This window comes from Paenibacillus sp. JJ1722 (assembly GCF_048282685.1).
Lineage (GTDB): Bacteria > Bacillota > Bacilli > Paenibacillales > Paenibacillaceae > Paenibacillus > Paenibacillus polymyxa_B.
Genome location: NZ_CP182500.1, coordinates 1,075,722 through 1,090,400, shown reverse-complemented (window position 1 = coordinate 1,090,400; position 14,679 = coordinate 1,075,722). Strand labels below are relative to the sequence as shown.

General features: G+C 50.7%; 12 protein-coding genes. All 12 read right to left on the bottom strand.

Features of this window, described 5'->3' with window-relative positions; translation table 11 throughout:
- Positions 1-69: 69 nt before the first annotated feature.
- On the bottom strand, positions 70-1,992 hold the full coding sequence (locus ACM1ND_RS04965; RefSeq protein ID WP_418027149.1) for an IucA/IucC family protein: 1,923 nt from the start codon (positions 1,990-1,992) through the stop codon (positions 70-72).
- The gene (locus ACM1ND_RS04960) at positions 1,952-3,205 is read right to left on the bottom strand and encodes a type III PLP-dependent enzyme (RefSeq protein WP_418027147.1); all 1,254 of its coding nucleotides are present in this window, start codon (positions 3,203-3,205) and stop codon (positions 1,952-1,954) included. The genes ACM1ND_RS04965 and ACM1ND_RS04960 overlap by 41 nt, the downstream gene beginning before the upstream one ends.
- A complete protein-coding gene (locus ACM1ND_RS04955) occupies positions 3,202-3,978 on the bottom strand; it encodes an HpcH/HpaI aldolase family protein (RefSeq protein WP_340959983.1) in 777 nt (258 codons plus the stop codon). The genes ACM1ND_RS04960 and ACM1ND_RS04955 overlap by 4 nt, the downstream gene beginning before the upstream one ends.
- On the bottom strand, positions 3,975-5,759 hold the full coding sequence (locus ACM1ND_RS04950) for an IucA/IucC family protein (RefSeq protein ID WP_418027144.1): 1,785 nt from the start codon (positions 5,757-5,759) through the stop codon (positions 3,975-3,977). The genes ACM1ND_RS04955 and ACM1ND_RS04950 overlap by 4 nt, the downstream gene beginning before the upstream one ends.
- Positions 5,747-7,462 carry an IucA/IucC family protein gene (locus ACM1ND_RS04945; protein WP_418027998.1) on the bottom strand — a complete coding sequence of 572 codons (1,716 nt, stop codon included), beginning with the start codon at positions 7,460-7,462 and terminating at the stop codon, positions 5,747-5,749. Before ACM1ND_RS04945 ends, ACM1ND_RS04950 begins: the two co-directional genes overlap by 13 nt.
- A 319-nt stretch (positions 7,463-7,781) precedes the next feature.
- A complete protein-coding gene (locus ACM1ND_RS04940; RefSeq protein ID WP_023987178.1) occupies positions 7,782-8,807 on the bottom strand; it encodes an ATP-grasp domain-containing protein in 1,026 nt (341 codons plus the stop codon).
- A 332-nt stretch (positions 8,808-9,139) separates the two neighbouring features.
- Entirely contained in the window at positions 9,140-9,922 is a 783-nt protein-coding gene (locus ACM1ND_RS04935; RefSeq protein WP_053324715.1) for an IucA/IucC family C-terminal-domain containing protein, read from the bottom strand.
- Positions 9,891-10,712, bottom strand: coding sequence for an ABC transporter ATP-binding protein (locus ACM1ND_RS04930; RefSeq protein ID WP_023987175.1), 822 nt, complete (start codon positions 10,710-10,712; stop codon positions 9,891-9,893). Before ACM1ND_RS04930 ends, ACM1ND_RS04935 begins: the two co-directional genes overlap by 32 nt.
- 13 nt (positions 10,713-10,725) lie before the next feature.
- Positions 10,726-11,769, bottom strand: coding sequence for a FecCD family ABC transporter permease (locus ACM1ND_RS04925; RefSeq protein WP_076265221.1), 1,044 nt, complete (start codon positions 11,767-11,769; stop codon positions 10,726-10,728).
- Positions 11,766-12,779, bottom strand: a complete 1,014-nt coding sequence (locus ACM1ND_RS04920) for a FecCD family ABC transporter permease (protein ID WP_023987173.1) — start codon at positions 12,777-12,779, stop codon at positions 11,766-11,768. Before ACM1ND_RS04920 ends, ACM1ND_RS04925 begins: the two co-directional genes overlap by 4 nt.
- A gap of 92 nt (positions 12,780-12,871) precedes the next feature.
- On the bottom strand, positions 12,872-13,873 hold the full coding sequence (locus ACM1ND_RS04915) for an ABC transporter substrate-binding protein (protein ID WP_028542061.1): 1,002 nt from the start codon (positions 13,871-13,873) through the stop codon (positions 12,872-12,874).
- A 281-nt stretch (positions 13,874-14,154) separates the two neighbouring features.
- On the bottom strand, positions 14,155-14,643 hold the full coding sequence (locus ACM1ND_RS04910; RefSeq protein WP_069081283.1) for an RTX toxin: 489 nt from the start codon (positions 14,641-14,643) through the stop codon (positions 14,155-14,157).
- Between the last annotated feature and the right edge of the window lie 36 nt (positions 14,644-14,679).

Below are 14,679 nucleotides of genomic sequence, written 5' to 3'. Positions count from 1 at the left end.
CAACCCGATTACACCGGGTCACCTCCGTCATCTCTCATCTTATCTAAACCAACATTCTAGTCACAACTTCTATCCTTTGTAAAAAGGATTATGACCTGTGCCTTTGCCCGATGGCATCGCCCCAGGCACCCCGTCCGCTTCAAGCAGCGGACGGACAATGAGCTTCACCGGCCATTCCCTGCTCTCGAATACCGTTTGGAACAGCTCGGCCCGGTCAGCTTCAGGAAGCGGCACCACCCGTAGCGCTTCCTTCCACGCCTGCTCGGTGATATCCCATAATTTCGCTTCCGGGATAGGATACACTTCGCTTAGCGCTTCCATAATCGCAGCTAGGTTCACCTGCGTGCCCAGCGACTGCACGTAGAAGATCAGCTTGCGGATCGTCTCATTATACAAGCTGTTCGAGTATCCCGGCCGGATATGATAACCTGGGTCCGCAATGCCGTGTTTGTCCAGATACGGCTGATGCAAACGAACGGAGTCGTGGTCACGGAATAACAGACCGTTCACCTGTCCGTCCTGCAGTACCACGCAGCAGTTCTGACCGTGAATTTCGGGTACAACGCCTATCTTGAACAGCCGCATCACCACATCATAGAATAACGCCGTCAGATCGGTGTAGAATCCCATGACCTCTTCACTGGTTAACTCTCTGCCCAGCAGGTCGGATAACATATGGCGACCTTCCAGCGTCACCCCAAGCGCAGCCATGGGAATGACCTGCATACCTTCTTCCAGCAACTTTGGCGGATAAATGCGAATCTGGGCGGCCAGATGGCGAGGATGATCATCGAACAATCCCATGGATTCCGGCATGTATCCCCACCAGTTCCGTTCCTCGCAGAGCCACACTTTACCTGTAAGCGATTCATCGCAGGCCACCGCCTGTCGTAACATCTTCTCCCCAGCCAGACCATTCAGCAGCTTCACTACCGGGAGATAGCGGGCGGCCCCGAGAGATAACACACTGACCGGAAGCTTGAGCATCTGTGTGGATTCTTCCATCGGGGCCATCGAGCGCAGGGACGATGTCGCCTGAACCTCTCCCAATTCAATATCCAGTACAACGATGGTACCGTCCCCGATCTCTCCGTTGAAACGTGGCAAGATGATATGTTCCATCTGCCATGGATGTACTGGCATGGGCATGTATTCTTGCAGATTCAGGCCCTTCCGGGCCAATTCTGCTTCCAGCCTGCTCCGCTGTTCTTCATCCAGTACATCCAGTGTGGACAATCCTTCCTTACATCCCTGTTGTACGGCATCCCAACGCACCGCCACCCATCGCAGCGGGATCTCCTTCCTGAATTCCGCTGCATACCGGGTCACATCCGCTTCTGTGAACCCCACCTTGGCCTTGGAGGTGGGGTGAAATGGACGATCTCGCAGCGCTGCAACCTGCTCTCCCTTGATAAACCAATCGTAGGCATTGAACGGAACTTGTTCTCTCAGACGTTGTACCTGCTGGAGTCCCAGTGCCAATTGCTCGGTGGCTATTTTCACGCCTGCGAAGAATTCCGCAACCCCGGGATGCGCGTATGCTTCATCCGAAAGCGTCATCCGAAGCACAGCCTGTCCTACGACTGCTGGAGATTCAAGAAGCTTCCAGCCTCCATCCGGTGTCTCTCCATAGACGGGTGAACCTTGTACCCATTGATATCCCTGCCTTTTGCCTGCTTTCACCAGAAACAAAATCCCTTTCTGATGCAGCATAAGCTGTCCACTATGTCTACCTGCCCCATTCTCATCCTGCTTATCCTTACCTGCGACATTGCCGTCGGTTCTGTTCCCCGTTCCCCATCTGCTCTGCGAAGGACCTCCATTACCATCCCCCAGAAACATTCGGCGGAACGGTTCTGGTGAAGTAGAGAGTTCAATGAACGGATGCCCTTCCAGCGGAAGCAATTGCTCGGCCAGAAATGCATTGATCAGATCCTCCATAATCCGGCGCTCAGCGTCTTGCAGACTGGCACGCTTCATCACTGTTGACATGGTTATTGTCCTCCGTCAAATAATGGAATGCCGGGTGCGGATGACCCAGAAAATCATGATGCGAGATGGTCCAGCAATAGGCTCCCGACTTCTCGAATACAACAATATCGCCTACCCGCAGCCGCTCTACTTCCGCATCTGAATGCATACGATCCTTGGGTGTACACAGTTCTCCGACCACGTGAACTTTGTTGTCCCGTACCTCTGGTCTTGCAAACGAATGCCCCCAACGGTCCGTAGACATAATGTGAAACGGATGGTTGTGTCCCCATGATGCGGGCAAACGATTATGATGTGTACCTCCTCTTAACACGGCAAAATGCTGACCATGCGATGTTTTGATATCCGTAACCTCTGCCGCATAATAACCGTGGTCAGCGACAAGCATGCGACCCGGCTCAAAATACAACTGTATGCCGCGTGAAGCAAGGCGCCCTCTGGCCTCACTTCGCTCAATCAGGGATGTGAACAGGGACCAGTCGAACCCGGGGCTACCATCATATGTGACACCAAACCCGCCTCCGGCGTTAATTACTTCAAGATGCAGGTCATATGCCTGCTGCCACATCTCCACCTTTTGCAAATACATCTCGGTCATCTCGGCATGCAGTCTTGCGTCTACATTGTTCGATAACGAGTGAAAATGAAATCCGCATAAACGCACCAAACCCGCGCCTTCCTCACGAATGACCCGGACTGCTTCCTCCACGCTCTCCTCATCCATGCCGAATGGACTCGGACCACCGCCCATTACAATCCGGGTCCGTGGCAATGTGCTGCTTCTCAGATTGATCCGCAGCAGAATGCGGACTTCCTCTCCTCTCCTTGTAGCAATGGCGATGACACGCCGCAGTTCCAGCAGGCTCTCCACATGAATGAAACTCACCTGATGCTCGATAGCCTGCTTCAACTCATTCTCCTTTTTCCCTGGACCGCCAAACAGGATTGGAACCTCGCTACTTACGCTCCTCACCTTGAGCAACTCGCCAATGGAAGCTACCTCGAACCCGTGAACCCAGGGCAGCAAAGCCTCAATAATTCGGGAATCCGGATTGGCCTTTATGGCATAGAACAGCCGTGTGCCTCTGGGCAGCGTGTGCAGCATGTGACGGACCTGCTCCTGAATACCAGCCAGATCGTAGACATAAGCACATACCGGGTCTTCACTATCCCTTTGCAGTTCATGAATCATATTCCATACGCTTGATTTCATGTCAGTCCACCCGCATTTCCATAGTCATTCCGTTTCTGTTCGTACGCCCGAAAAGCCGTATTCCGGTCATCGCCCAACACGTATATGTATACCCCTCGTTCGGCCCACAGCGCCATGCCTTCCTTGCTTCTGGCCACTGTTGCATACGGTACCTGGCACTGCTTCGCGGCTTCGTATAATGCGCCTAGCGCACGCTGCACGTCTGGATGTTCCGTCTGCCACGGTACACCAAGTGATTGCGACAGGTCTGCCGCCCCCTCTAGTACCCAGCTCACCTGGGGATGAGACAGAATGCTCGCACTTTGCCGGACGCCCTCCACACTTTCGATCATCGGTACAACCATCACCTGTTCATTCGCTTCCTGAATATACCCGGTGAGTGGATACTTGCCGAATACCCCCGGTCGCCCACTGTTCAGACTCCGCATGCCAAGCGGATGATAATACGCATGACGAACCGCTTCCTCCACCTGCTCCCGCTGTTCCACATGAGGTATGACGATGCCTTGTGCGCCGCAATCCAATACCTTTAGAATCTCTACTCGCTCTACCTTCGAGATGCGTACCAGCGGGGTCATCCCTGCCAGCTCCGCAGCACGAACCAGCTCTTCCACCGATTCCATATTCGTTGCGGCATGTTCCAGGTCGATAATTACAAAATCATACTCCGCATGTCCAATCATCTCAATGATGACCGGATGTGGGATAGAGACAAAGAGGCCAAACACCGGCTGTTTACGTTCAATTTTCTCCTTCAGCGTGTTGGTTCTCATCCGAGAACGTCCTTCGCCAACTTCAGCGGATTGCTGGCCTTACGGAAATACAGTTCCCCATCCCCATACAGGCGGCGCTTGGTCATCTCTTCAATCAGCGCATCCTCGGCAAAAAGATCAAACCACTCGAACCGTTCCTCGTACTCCGGGTGCTCTCGCTGATAGTCCACAATCGTGGCCGCGCACAGCTGCCAGAACGCTTCTTCCGTCAGACCGAAATTCTCCAGCGTCAGCGCAATATCCGTCATGCAAATAAAAAAGAACGCATCATACGTATAGTCCCGGACTTCCGACACGTCACCCGCGTAGATAAAGGAATACCGATTGAACTTGCGGTGGGTCTCCGGTTCGGGGTGCAGCTTCGGGGCTCGTTCTGGATTCAGCAGCTTCTCGGGTACATAGCGGACACCATCATGAAGGTCCTTGATGATGATCCGTTTCGGCAGATCATTTTCCAGCACCAAAATGATATTCTGGGCATGCGATTCCAGCGCGATGCCGTGTGCATAGAGCAGATGAATAATAGGCAGCGATACCGTTCTAACGAGCGCTTCACTCCACTTCTGAATGCCATGATGCTCAACTGCACCCTGGATAAACGGTACCCCGTTCGACTGTACCAGCATAAGTGCATTTAAGGGCCAGGCAGTCTCGCCTTCTTGCAGATGAACAGATACATTTTCACGCCAGATCGCCCCTATTGTGCCATACGCCCGTCCATACTGGATTGCAGGCAAATTCTCGTACCGGAGCGAGAGTCCCATGATCTCTTTCAGAATGGAAAACTCTTCCCGTTGCAACAACTCATCCTCTCGAATGAGTGCTTCCAGCCAGTCGCTGATTAGCGGTGCATTCTGGGTCGTGTGCTGTGCCAAAATGCGTATGCTCGATGTATTGGTAATACTCAGCGACAGCTTGAGATACGGTGCCTTCGAATTCATCCGGTTCGACAGGGAACGAATGGACTGCTGGGCGCGATAGGTTGAGTCCGAAGGGCCGAGAAAAACGATATCTCTGTCCATTCGTTGCCGGGCAAACACCGATTCCAACTGGTGTTCCCACTGCCACGGATGAACAGGAATGAATATATAGCGTTTCCCCTCCGTGTCTTCCGACTGAAGTATCTGATTAAATCGGCTGATATCCTCCTCTGTGAGATGTTGTCTCACCAACTGTTCTGACGTGTAGCCTGTGGAAAGAGCCGTTTGCACAAGTCCTTCTTTCACGGCAATCCAGTATACGGTCACATCCGAGTTAAACTCTGGACCATAGGCAAGATTGTCTTTTAGGGTGAAGCCAAGCCTCGATTTGTAGCTTGGATGGTAGAGATGACCATCGCTCATATGGCTTTCGAGGGCATCATAGTGCAGGTCTTCATCCGGAATCTTCTCAGGCAGCAAAGCCCGGCACTGACTGTCCTTCGCCATCGTCTCCAGCAATTCCTGAATGAAGGCCGTCACATTCGCACCCTCCAGAAGGTTCAGTACCATTTCCTCCAGAAACAGATCCAGATCGGTGCAGGGCGCACCCTCTCTTCGAATCGAACCCTTCGCCACCTTCACTCGGCCAAATGAAAATTTCTGTTCCGCCTCACAGCTGTATGTCACAGCCTGCCCTGACGTATTCCGCCCCACAGTGCGCCATTCGTTCCCATCCACCTTACAGTCAAGGATACCCTCGAACCACATGGCTTCCAGTGCCTGCCGCATGATCCGTTCCTGTACATCCGTGTATACTGCCGTCTTGTGACCTTTCTCAGCCCTGTACCCTATGAACCCCACGCCACTTCACTCCCTATTCGGTTCATTATATTGCTCACCGGCACATACGCCGGGGTCTGACTGATCCCCCTAAGACAGCTCACCAGATTTTGTTTCGCCAGAAAACTGTCCGCGGTCAGCAAATGCTGCACATACACGTTTCCAGTTCGATCCAGTTCCTTCACAAGCACTTCGCGGACCTTTGCCCAGAAATGCTCCTCCGATACGTTCACATCCCTTGCCATCGCATGAATGAGGGAACCCAGATGATTGATAATAAAGTAATAGGATGTCCTCGCCCAAGCCTTGTCCCGTGGATAAAACAACAATCTAGAGGGAGCGGTATCCACCTCATGGATCAGCTCCTCATCGACACTGACTCCTTCCAAGTCACGCACGATAAATGCCTCAGGCATTCCGTCTCTTAGCGTCACGAGAGTATTTTGCAAATGAGCTTCAAAGTGAATGCCTCGCTCTCCGGCCGCTCGTACAATGGGCAGCAAAGACAAGGTCAGATAACGTGCAAACCAGCGCTCGGCTTCAGCACGTACGCCACCCAGCATCGTCATAAGTCGTGATTGCATTCCCGGCAAGGGGGCTTCTACCAGACTCGACAGGACATATGTACATTCCGGGTCAAACTCAATCGGTCTGTATGCGACGGTAAACAGACTCGTTAATTCTCCCTCCTGAAAGTCACAAGTAGCTACACCTGTCTCATAGGCAATCTGCGTATGCTGATCTGCACCGAAGCAATTCTGCTGCTTGATGTACCTGGAGGCGTCCAGCGTCCTTCGCATCTGCTCCGCACTATTGGTGCGAATCATGTTGGTAATCTGCATGTTCAGCGACAGCTTGATATTGCAATTCAGCTCTGGAATATAAACGGTGCGTACCGAGGAGGTCGGGTAGGCCTTCGGCCCGCCGCTGCCCATCGGAATGAGTTTCTTATCCAGAATATACTGCTGGACCTCGGACAAGCCCAACACGTACGCATACTGCCAGGGATGGATAGGCAGTAGTTCATACTCATCCCCATGCTCACCCCACTCTGCTTCCAAAGCTTGTTCCACATGCCCGTGCAGGCTGGCATGCAGATTGATCCTAGTGTAATCATCCACCCATTCCTGCATGTACACATCCTTCCTCACAGCAACGTAACAGAGTTGGAACGAGGTACGCAGTTCTGGGCTGTACATCCGTACGTCGTATTCGGTGAAGCCTTTGGAGTTTTTCGGAAACGGGTGAAAGGGATGACCATATACCAGAGACTGTTCAGAAGTACAGTAATCATATATGCCAAGTCCAGCAGCCTGCTCGATATACAGCGCAAGATTATTCACGCTGTTATCTACCTTTTCCGCAAAATCACGCACATCAGCCGCATGGGTCAACCTGCCTTGCTCATGCCGGCTGTTTCCATACGCCGTGTCTTCACTCAACTCCCGTGTGATCCAGCGAACCAGGTCCTGATAATGCACCGCTTGCCCGTGCTGTTGTACGCTTCGGTACTCATGCTCTCCCATAGCCGAGTAATACGCTAATTGTCCGGTTATCATCACCCCGCTGGCCTGAAAAGCAACTGCGTACGTCATCGCATTCGGATCAATCCGAATGTCGCCCTCCTTCTCCACCGCAAGCTCCCGGATATAACAATTGAGCAGCAGCTTACAAGAGTGTATATTCGCCTGCTGCTCTGCTTCAGACCTGAGCCTGTTTTCCATCTCGAACAATGTTGCCAACCTTCTTTCGGGTTATAAATAAAACAAGGGACAAGGTCACAGGATGGCACAGCCGAGACCCATACTAATCTCTTTCAGTGCCGCCCATCTGGCCGTATCTGCTGGTGTTCTGACCCGTTGAACCATTAGCAGACTAATCATCCAGAGTACCTACACTGCTGACCAGCAGCGGAATGCTGGATGGATGCCACCGCTTGCGGCGGGCAGGCACGTCCATTCGAATATACCGATCACACCATAGGAGCAAGAACAACGCAAAACGCAAGCGGGCTATTGAGCCAGAACAAGCAATGATTTGCCCTTATTCTGCAATCGACTTTTCGAAATGATGTTCCATCTGAAAAAGATACTCCAGGTACAACCGGACGACATCACGTGTGGTCCCCCCAAAGGGGAAGACATGGTGGGTCAGGTCCGGCAATGCGTTGACTTCCAAAATGCCTCCCTGATCTCCTGTCAGCGGCTGGCGGATATTCTCACAACGGATATCAATGCCAGCCACATCAATCCGGAGGGCTCCTGCGGCCTCAATTGCCATTTGTGCATTGTCAGGAAGAATCGCTTCCGTACAGTCCATATAAAATTCACTGATGTTCCCGGCGGCCGAATTGCGAAGATCATATAGCTCGATCTCCCTTCCTGCCGCAGGTACCTCCTCCAGTGTGATTCCCTGTCCAAGCAGAACCTTTCGCAAAGGCTCTGCGTCTTCATTAATCTTGGGAAAGGCCTCGAACTTCCCTATACTGGTATGCTGGATTCGCTGCTGATTCAACATTCGAATCAACGCCCGGATGGTTGAGGTGCCGTCTCCTTCTACATAGACAGGTCGATACTCATTTACTGCCGCCACTTCCCCGTTAATGACCAGTACCCTGTAATCCACACCCGTTACGAATTGCTGCAGCATGATGCTGTTACTATGGGTACCCGCCCGGGCAATAGCCGCTTCCAGTTCCTCGTTTGTTCGAACGTCCAGTGTCACACCTGCACTGCCGCTTGCGTCCAGCGGCTTCACTACAACGGAACGATGCAGTTTCAGAAACTGCGTTGCCTTGTCACCCATTGCCTCGATAACGATAAACGGCGGCACAGGCATTCCCCGCTCATGCAGTAGCATATTACAAACCTGCTTGTTCTTGGCGAGCAGTCCAGCGATCAAGGGTAGACGATGCGATCTGGTTTTATTAATGACTCTGCGCTTATCCCCATAGGATAATTCCAAAAAATCTTCACATTCTGCGAGAAGTGGCTCGCAGGTCATTCCCATTTCTCTTGCTTTGCTTATGATGAGTCGGTTTTGCAGATTATGAATTCCTTTCGGAAACAATGAAAATCCTCCCCGACCGAATGAAGGCGTTCGCTCCTGGTTGTGCTTTCATCGGATTGATTTGATGGAAATAATATTGATAATGATTATCAGTTTCAAACAAAATCTATTTTATGGCAATTTCAGTCACCTTGTCAATAATAAGCTTTTTAGGAAAAATAAGATGGTTTTTGCAGGGAGAGAATCCCCAAATGAAGGAGTGTTCATGGAACAATGGGCACAACAAATAAGGCAAGCTCTGAATTTCGTTATGTCATAAGCTTGCCTGTGCTATTCGCTGTATTGAGATGCAATGAAGTATAGGCTGGGGATGTGGATGATGATCATCGGCATTAATGCTTTAATTTGGGGCAGGTTGGGCAGTAATCTTCTGGATCATCTGCAGCGAGATAATAGAAACAACAGGTTTTGCGCACACGAATGGGTGTATCTGAGACAGCTGTTGCCCGCTTGGGCGTGTTAAACTGCTTGAGCGGATTACGGGATTCACCAAAGAGATGTGCAGGTGCATCACGAATTAGATAATGGAAGTCCTCTTCGACACGCTGCTTTTCTTCAGGCGTGGCTCCTTCAGCAAACTTGTTCTCATAGAGCCAGTATACGTAAATGGCCGTGTTCTCCCACAGGACTGAACGTGAAACCCGCGTTGCCTTGGACAGCGATTGCCACACCTTGGCCAGATTACCGGCGAACATCTGTTCAATCACCTGATCTCTCCATACGCCACGCTGATCCGCCTCCGGTGAGGTCGTCTGCCAATTAGTCAGACGAGCCTTGGGGAGCCATGCCTCCCCCTGATAACTGGATTCGATCGTGCCGTTGGCAATCTCATAATTTAGGCCTTTGTTGAAGCGTGACATGGCATAGAGACCCGAAGCCAAAATCAAGTAAGCATACCGTTTAGCAAAGAGAGATACAGTAGCCGTTTCAGAATCCGTCTCAAAGATGCTACTCACCCCTTGCAAATAGTTCAGGCTTTTGGACGGGTCCAGCAAGTCCGTAAATGGCATCGAAAATGTACGATCTGTCGAAGGCTCCCAGGTCAAACGGTATTCGGCAGCCAAGGCCTGCATCTCTTGATCATCAAGCCAAGTGGCTGTAGCGTGTGGTTTCATTTAACTTCCTTCCCTTCCCGTGCGGAATGCACATTGGTGTGCCAAACAGCGGATCAACCGCAATGTCGCACTCCATCTGGAAGACCGCGCGGACCATGTCCTGCGTAACAATGTCTTCCGGTTTTCCTTCCGCGTAGATGGACTTGTTGTGGACAGCCACGATATGGTGAGCATAGCGACACGCAAGATTCAGATCATGAAGAACCATCACTATGGTGCGCCCCTCCCGTTCATTCAAATCGAACAGCAGATCCAGAATATCAATCTGATGGGTCATATCCAGATAAGTCGTTGGTTCATCCAGCAGCAGGGTCTCTGTTCCCTGTGCGAGTGTCATCGCAATCCAGGCACGCTGGCGTTGTCCGCCGGATAATGCGTCCATGGGCCGATCAGCCAGAGCAGTCAGATGTGTGGATTCCAGCGCGAGCCTGACCATGCGTTCGTCCTCACCGGACCACTGTTTCAGCCAGGTCTGGTGTGGGTACCGTCCTTGCCGAACTAGTTGGTTCACTGTCAGTCCCTCTGGAGCAGAAGGGCCTTGCGGCAGAATGGACATACGTCTTGAAATTTCCTTGGTAGGCAACTTCGCAATCTCCTCGCCATCCAGCAGCACCGAGCCTGAACTGGACTTCAGCAGCCGCGCCATCGTTCGCAGCAAGGTGGACTTCCCGCAACCGTTGCTGCCAATCAGGACAGTAGTTTTCCCCTTGGGAATAGTCAGGTTCAGATTCTCAATAATAGGCTCTGCGCCATAGGCGATCGTAAGGTCCTTGGCTTCCAGAATACTCACAGCATTCTCCTCCTCAAAACTGATTTCGATTCTTGAACAACAGATACAGGAAAAACGGTGCTCCTACCCCGGCGGTAAATACCCCTGCCGGAACATCGAGCGGCAGAAATACCGTACGGGCAATCAGATCAGCAGCAAATACAAGCAGGGCACCGACCAGTCCCGAAACGATGAGCATGCTGCCAAACATACGCCCTACCAGCTTCCGGGCAATATGCGGCGCAATCAGACCGACAAAACCAATCGTCCCCGCGACAGCTACAGCACCCCCGGCCAGCAGTACACTGCACAGTAGCAGTGCTGAACGATGACGCTGTACAGTGACCCCCAGCCCGGTGGCTAGATCATCCCCGAATTCCTGTGCGTTCAGACTACGGGCAAACCAGATCGCCAACGGAAGCACGATTACAATCACCGGGATGATCGTTCTGACATCGGTCCACGATGCTCCATACACACTCCCCGTCAGCCAGATATACGCCTGACCAGCCGTATAGAATGGACTAAGGATCAGCATGAAGGTCGTCCCGGCCCCCGTAATGGCTGACACTCCGATTCCGATCAACACCAGTCGAATCGGGCTTACTCCTTTTTTCCAGGCAAGAAGATATATGATGATTGTGGTAATCATCGCGCCCATAATGGCAAACAGCGGCAACAGCTTGATACTGATGGTTCCACCCAGCAGGGTGACAAAACCTACAGCGGCAACGGCAGCTCCTCCCGTTATCCCGATCATATCCGGTGAAGCGAGCGGATTACGAATAATCCCCTGCAATAGGGCACCGGACATGCCTAGTGCTGCACCAACAAGCAACGATAACAGCACACGCGGCAGCCTTAGCGTCAACACGACAAAGTCATGATCGCCTGCGCCCAGACCGAAAATCGTCTGCAGCACATTCAGCGGAGATATGAAATCATTACCCACACTGGTTCCTAGAATGGATGCAATCAATACCAAAACCATACAGATTCCGATGATGAACAGCGATTTGCGCTCCATTTGCAAGGATAACGTATCTTTCTTATTGCGAAAAGTAATCATCTTCCTCATATCTTCGTCCCCCCCTTGCGGGCAATATAGACGAAGAAGGGACCACCAATGAGCGCTGTCATAACGCCAAGCGGAACCTCCTGCGGCATGATGATCAGCCGTGCAACAACATCCGCCGCCAATAACAAAATGGCGCCGCCCAGAATGCAGTAGGGAACAAGCCAGCGGTAGTCGTTGCCAACAAACGCCCGCATGATATGCGGTACAACTAATCCTACCAGACCAATCGAACCGGCCACCGCAACAGAACCACCGGCTAGCAATACCGTAACGACTCCCATAAGCAGCTTAACCAGTAGCACGTTCTGTCCCATGCCTTTGGCGATATCATCACCGGTCAGGAGCAGATTGATCGCCCGGCCCATAAACAGGGATACCACAATGGCAACCGTCATATATGGCAGTACAGGATACAGCATGTCGAGTGTCCGACCGCTCACTGAACCTGCAAGCCAGAACAACACGTCCTGTAATCCCGTTCCATCCAGCACCAGGATTGCCTGCGTGAACGAAGCAAAAAGTGCAGAGATGGCGGTACCCGCCAGCACAATCTTGATGGGAGTCAGACCATCACGACCGATGGACCCAAGCGCGTACACAATCACTGTTGCAATGGTTGCCCCGGCAAAACCAAACCACATCATCGTACTGAGCGAGGACACCGACAGCACCACGATGGCAATAACGATAAAAAAGATGGCGCCCGCATTGATCCCAAACACACTTGGTGAAGCGAGCGGATTACGAGTTAGCGCTTGCATGAGTCCTCCCGCCACCGCCAAACTTGCACCAACAACAGCGGCAATAATTGTGCGTGGTAAACGTTCTGTCAGAAGTACGACATGCTCCACTGAGCTTTCGTCATAGTGTTGTAGTGCATCCACTGCTATTTGAAATGTTATGTGTGTGCGTCCCAGTATCATGCTGGCTACACAGGCGAGTAATAGTAAAATGAATAAGCCGGATAGTCCATACATCTTCGTACTTGCCTTCGTAAAAAGGGGAAACATATTCTCACTCTTTCATTCGTGAAATGCAAAAAGACCTGCCTGCCCATACACTTCGTATACGATGTCCTGGTGCATGGCAGGTCTTGCTCCCATTAATTCAGATTGAACTGCTTGTATAGGTCGTCCAGCATCATGTTGGCCGATGTGTATCCGCCTCCCATGTTCCAGGCCACTTCATCAACCTGTACCAGCTGGTTATTCTTTACCGCATCGAGATTTTTCCAGAGCGGACTGCTGGTCCAATCCTTATAATTCTTCTCAATAGCTTCTGTTTCCGTACCTGAATTGAAGTTGAAGATCATATCTGCGTTCATATCCGGGATGTTCTCTTTCGAAGTCAACTCCACACCCCAGGTGTCTTCATCATGTCCAGGCGGTCTGGTAAATCCAAGCTCTTTCAAAATTTTCCCGGCGTATCCCATATAGAAAATGCGAACCTGATCGGCTCTGAAATTCGTAATAGTCGCTTCAATAGGAAGACGGTCACCCATTTTGCCTTTGAAATCCGCTACCCTTGCATCCCAATCGGCAAGCAACTTGTCCGACTGTTCCTTCATATTCATCGCTTCACCAGCCGTCTTTACCGTCTCTTTCCAGTCAAACAACGTCTCGGTAACTACCGTTGGAGCAATCTGGGACAGTTGATCATAGATATCCTCATGTCTTGTTTTGGTGGCAATGATTAGATCCGGCTTCAACTTGTTGATCTCTTCCAGATTCGGCTGTGATTCCTGACCTACCTGCGTCACGCCATCCAGATCCGCTTTCAAATATTTATATACGGGTTGCTGAACCCAGGATTCCACAACACCCGTTGGCTTCACACCAAGTGCAACAACAACATCATTGGCACCCTGAAACAAGGTTACAATCCTCTTTGGAGTTCCCTTAATTGTCGTTTCACCCATGGCATGTTTGATAACTCTGGTCTGCTCGTCCGCACCACTGCCTACTGTATTGCTCTTATTACCACTTGCAGACTTGCTTGAAGGGTCAGTTGTCCCTGTAGTTCCACCCGAGGCACAACCAGCCAGCACCGATATCATCAGAATAAGTGCTATATAAATATGTAGCTTTTTTGTCAATCCAAACATGTAGTTCAACTCCCCCTTCTCATCCTAATTGATATTAAAAATCATTATCAATTGTATTGTAATTCAGTTGAGTACATTGTTCAAGCATATTGATACTGCTGTGGAAGAACTCCCCGTGCCTCTAGTTTCATGTTGAAAATCTCCTTGTACAGTAAAGGCTTGGATGAATACAAAATGCTCAGTATACAAAAAGGTGTAACCCTCCATAGTTGTTGGGTTACACCTTTATAAGAATTTATGACCTGTCTTCAACAGACAGCGATCGCAGACAAACATACCGATTAAGGTGTATGTCTGCCTACATATTGATAAGTACCTTTCGGGTATGCAATCCACTCATCCTGCTGATTAAAAACGGGTGAGCCACATGATATACCTTGTCTACGAACAAATGTCCCACCTTGAGGAAACAATTGATTCTGCGAATGAGGCTCTCCAATCACATCTACCACAGTTTCATGATATTTCAGTACATATGCGACCGTATTAAATTCACTTGGGTTGTAGAAATGACCCTCTTGATTAAAATAGGCAACATTCGTGACATCCATGAAATCGTAAAAGATGCTGTTTATGATCAGATACGGAATTACTGGATTAACCGGATATAGCGCTATGCTGGATACGTTCATACGGTTCTTGTTTTTCATGAATTGGTGAACCTCCAGCTCATATCCTTCGATTTTATGAGAGAAGTCACATTCTCGGTTGTAAAACAATTGCAGCACGATGCGACCGTCTCCACCATCGACATATTGTGAAAAAAACAAAAGAAATGCCTCCTGTGGTTCCTGATGAACCTGAAA

Bases quoted from the DNA above. Each gene is read 5' to 3' on its own strand.
- ACM1ND_RS04935 (WP_053324715.1), bottom strand. From the start codon at position 9,922: ATGAAACCACACGCTACAGCCACTTGGCTTGATGATCAAGAGATGCAG.
- ACM1ND_RS04955 (WP_340959983.1), bottom strand. From the start codon at position 3,978: ATGAGAACCAACACGCTGAAGGAGAAAATTGAACGTAAACAGCCGGTG.
- ACM1ND_RS04960 (WP_418027147.1), bottom strand. From the start codon at position 3,205: ATGAAATCAAGCGTATGGAATATGATTCATGAACTGCAAAGGGATAGT.
- ACM1ND_RS04925 (WP_076265221.1), bottom strand. From the start codon at position 11,769: ATGAGGAAGATGATTACTTTTCGCAATAAGAAAGATACGTTATCCTTG.
- ACM1ND_RS04945 (WP_418027998.1), bottom strand. From the start codon at position 7,462: ATGGAAAACAGGCTCAGGTCTGAAGCAGAGCAGCAGGCGAATATACAC.
- ACM1ND_RS04920 (WP_023987173.1), bottom strand. From the start codon at position 12,779: ATGTTTCCCCTTTTTACGAAGGCAAGTACGAAGATGTATGGACTATCC.
- ACM1ND_RS04965 (WP_418027149.1), bottom strand. From the start codon at position 1,992: ATGTCAACAGTGATGAAGCGTGCCAGTCTGCAAGACGCTGAGCGCCGG.
- ACM1ND_RS04915 (WP_028542061.1), bottom strand. From the start codon at position 13,873: ATGTTTGGATTGACAAAAAAGCTACATATTTATATAGCACTTATTCTG.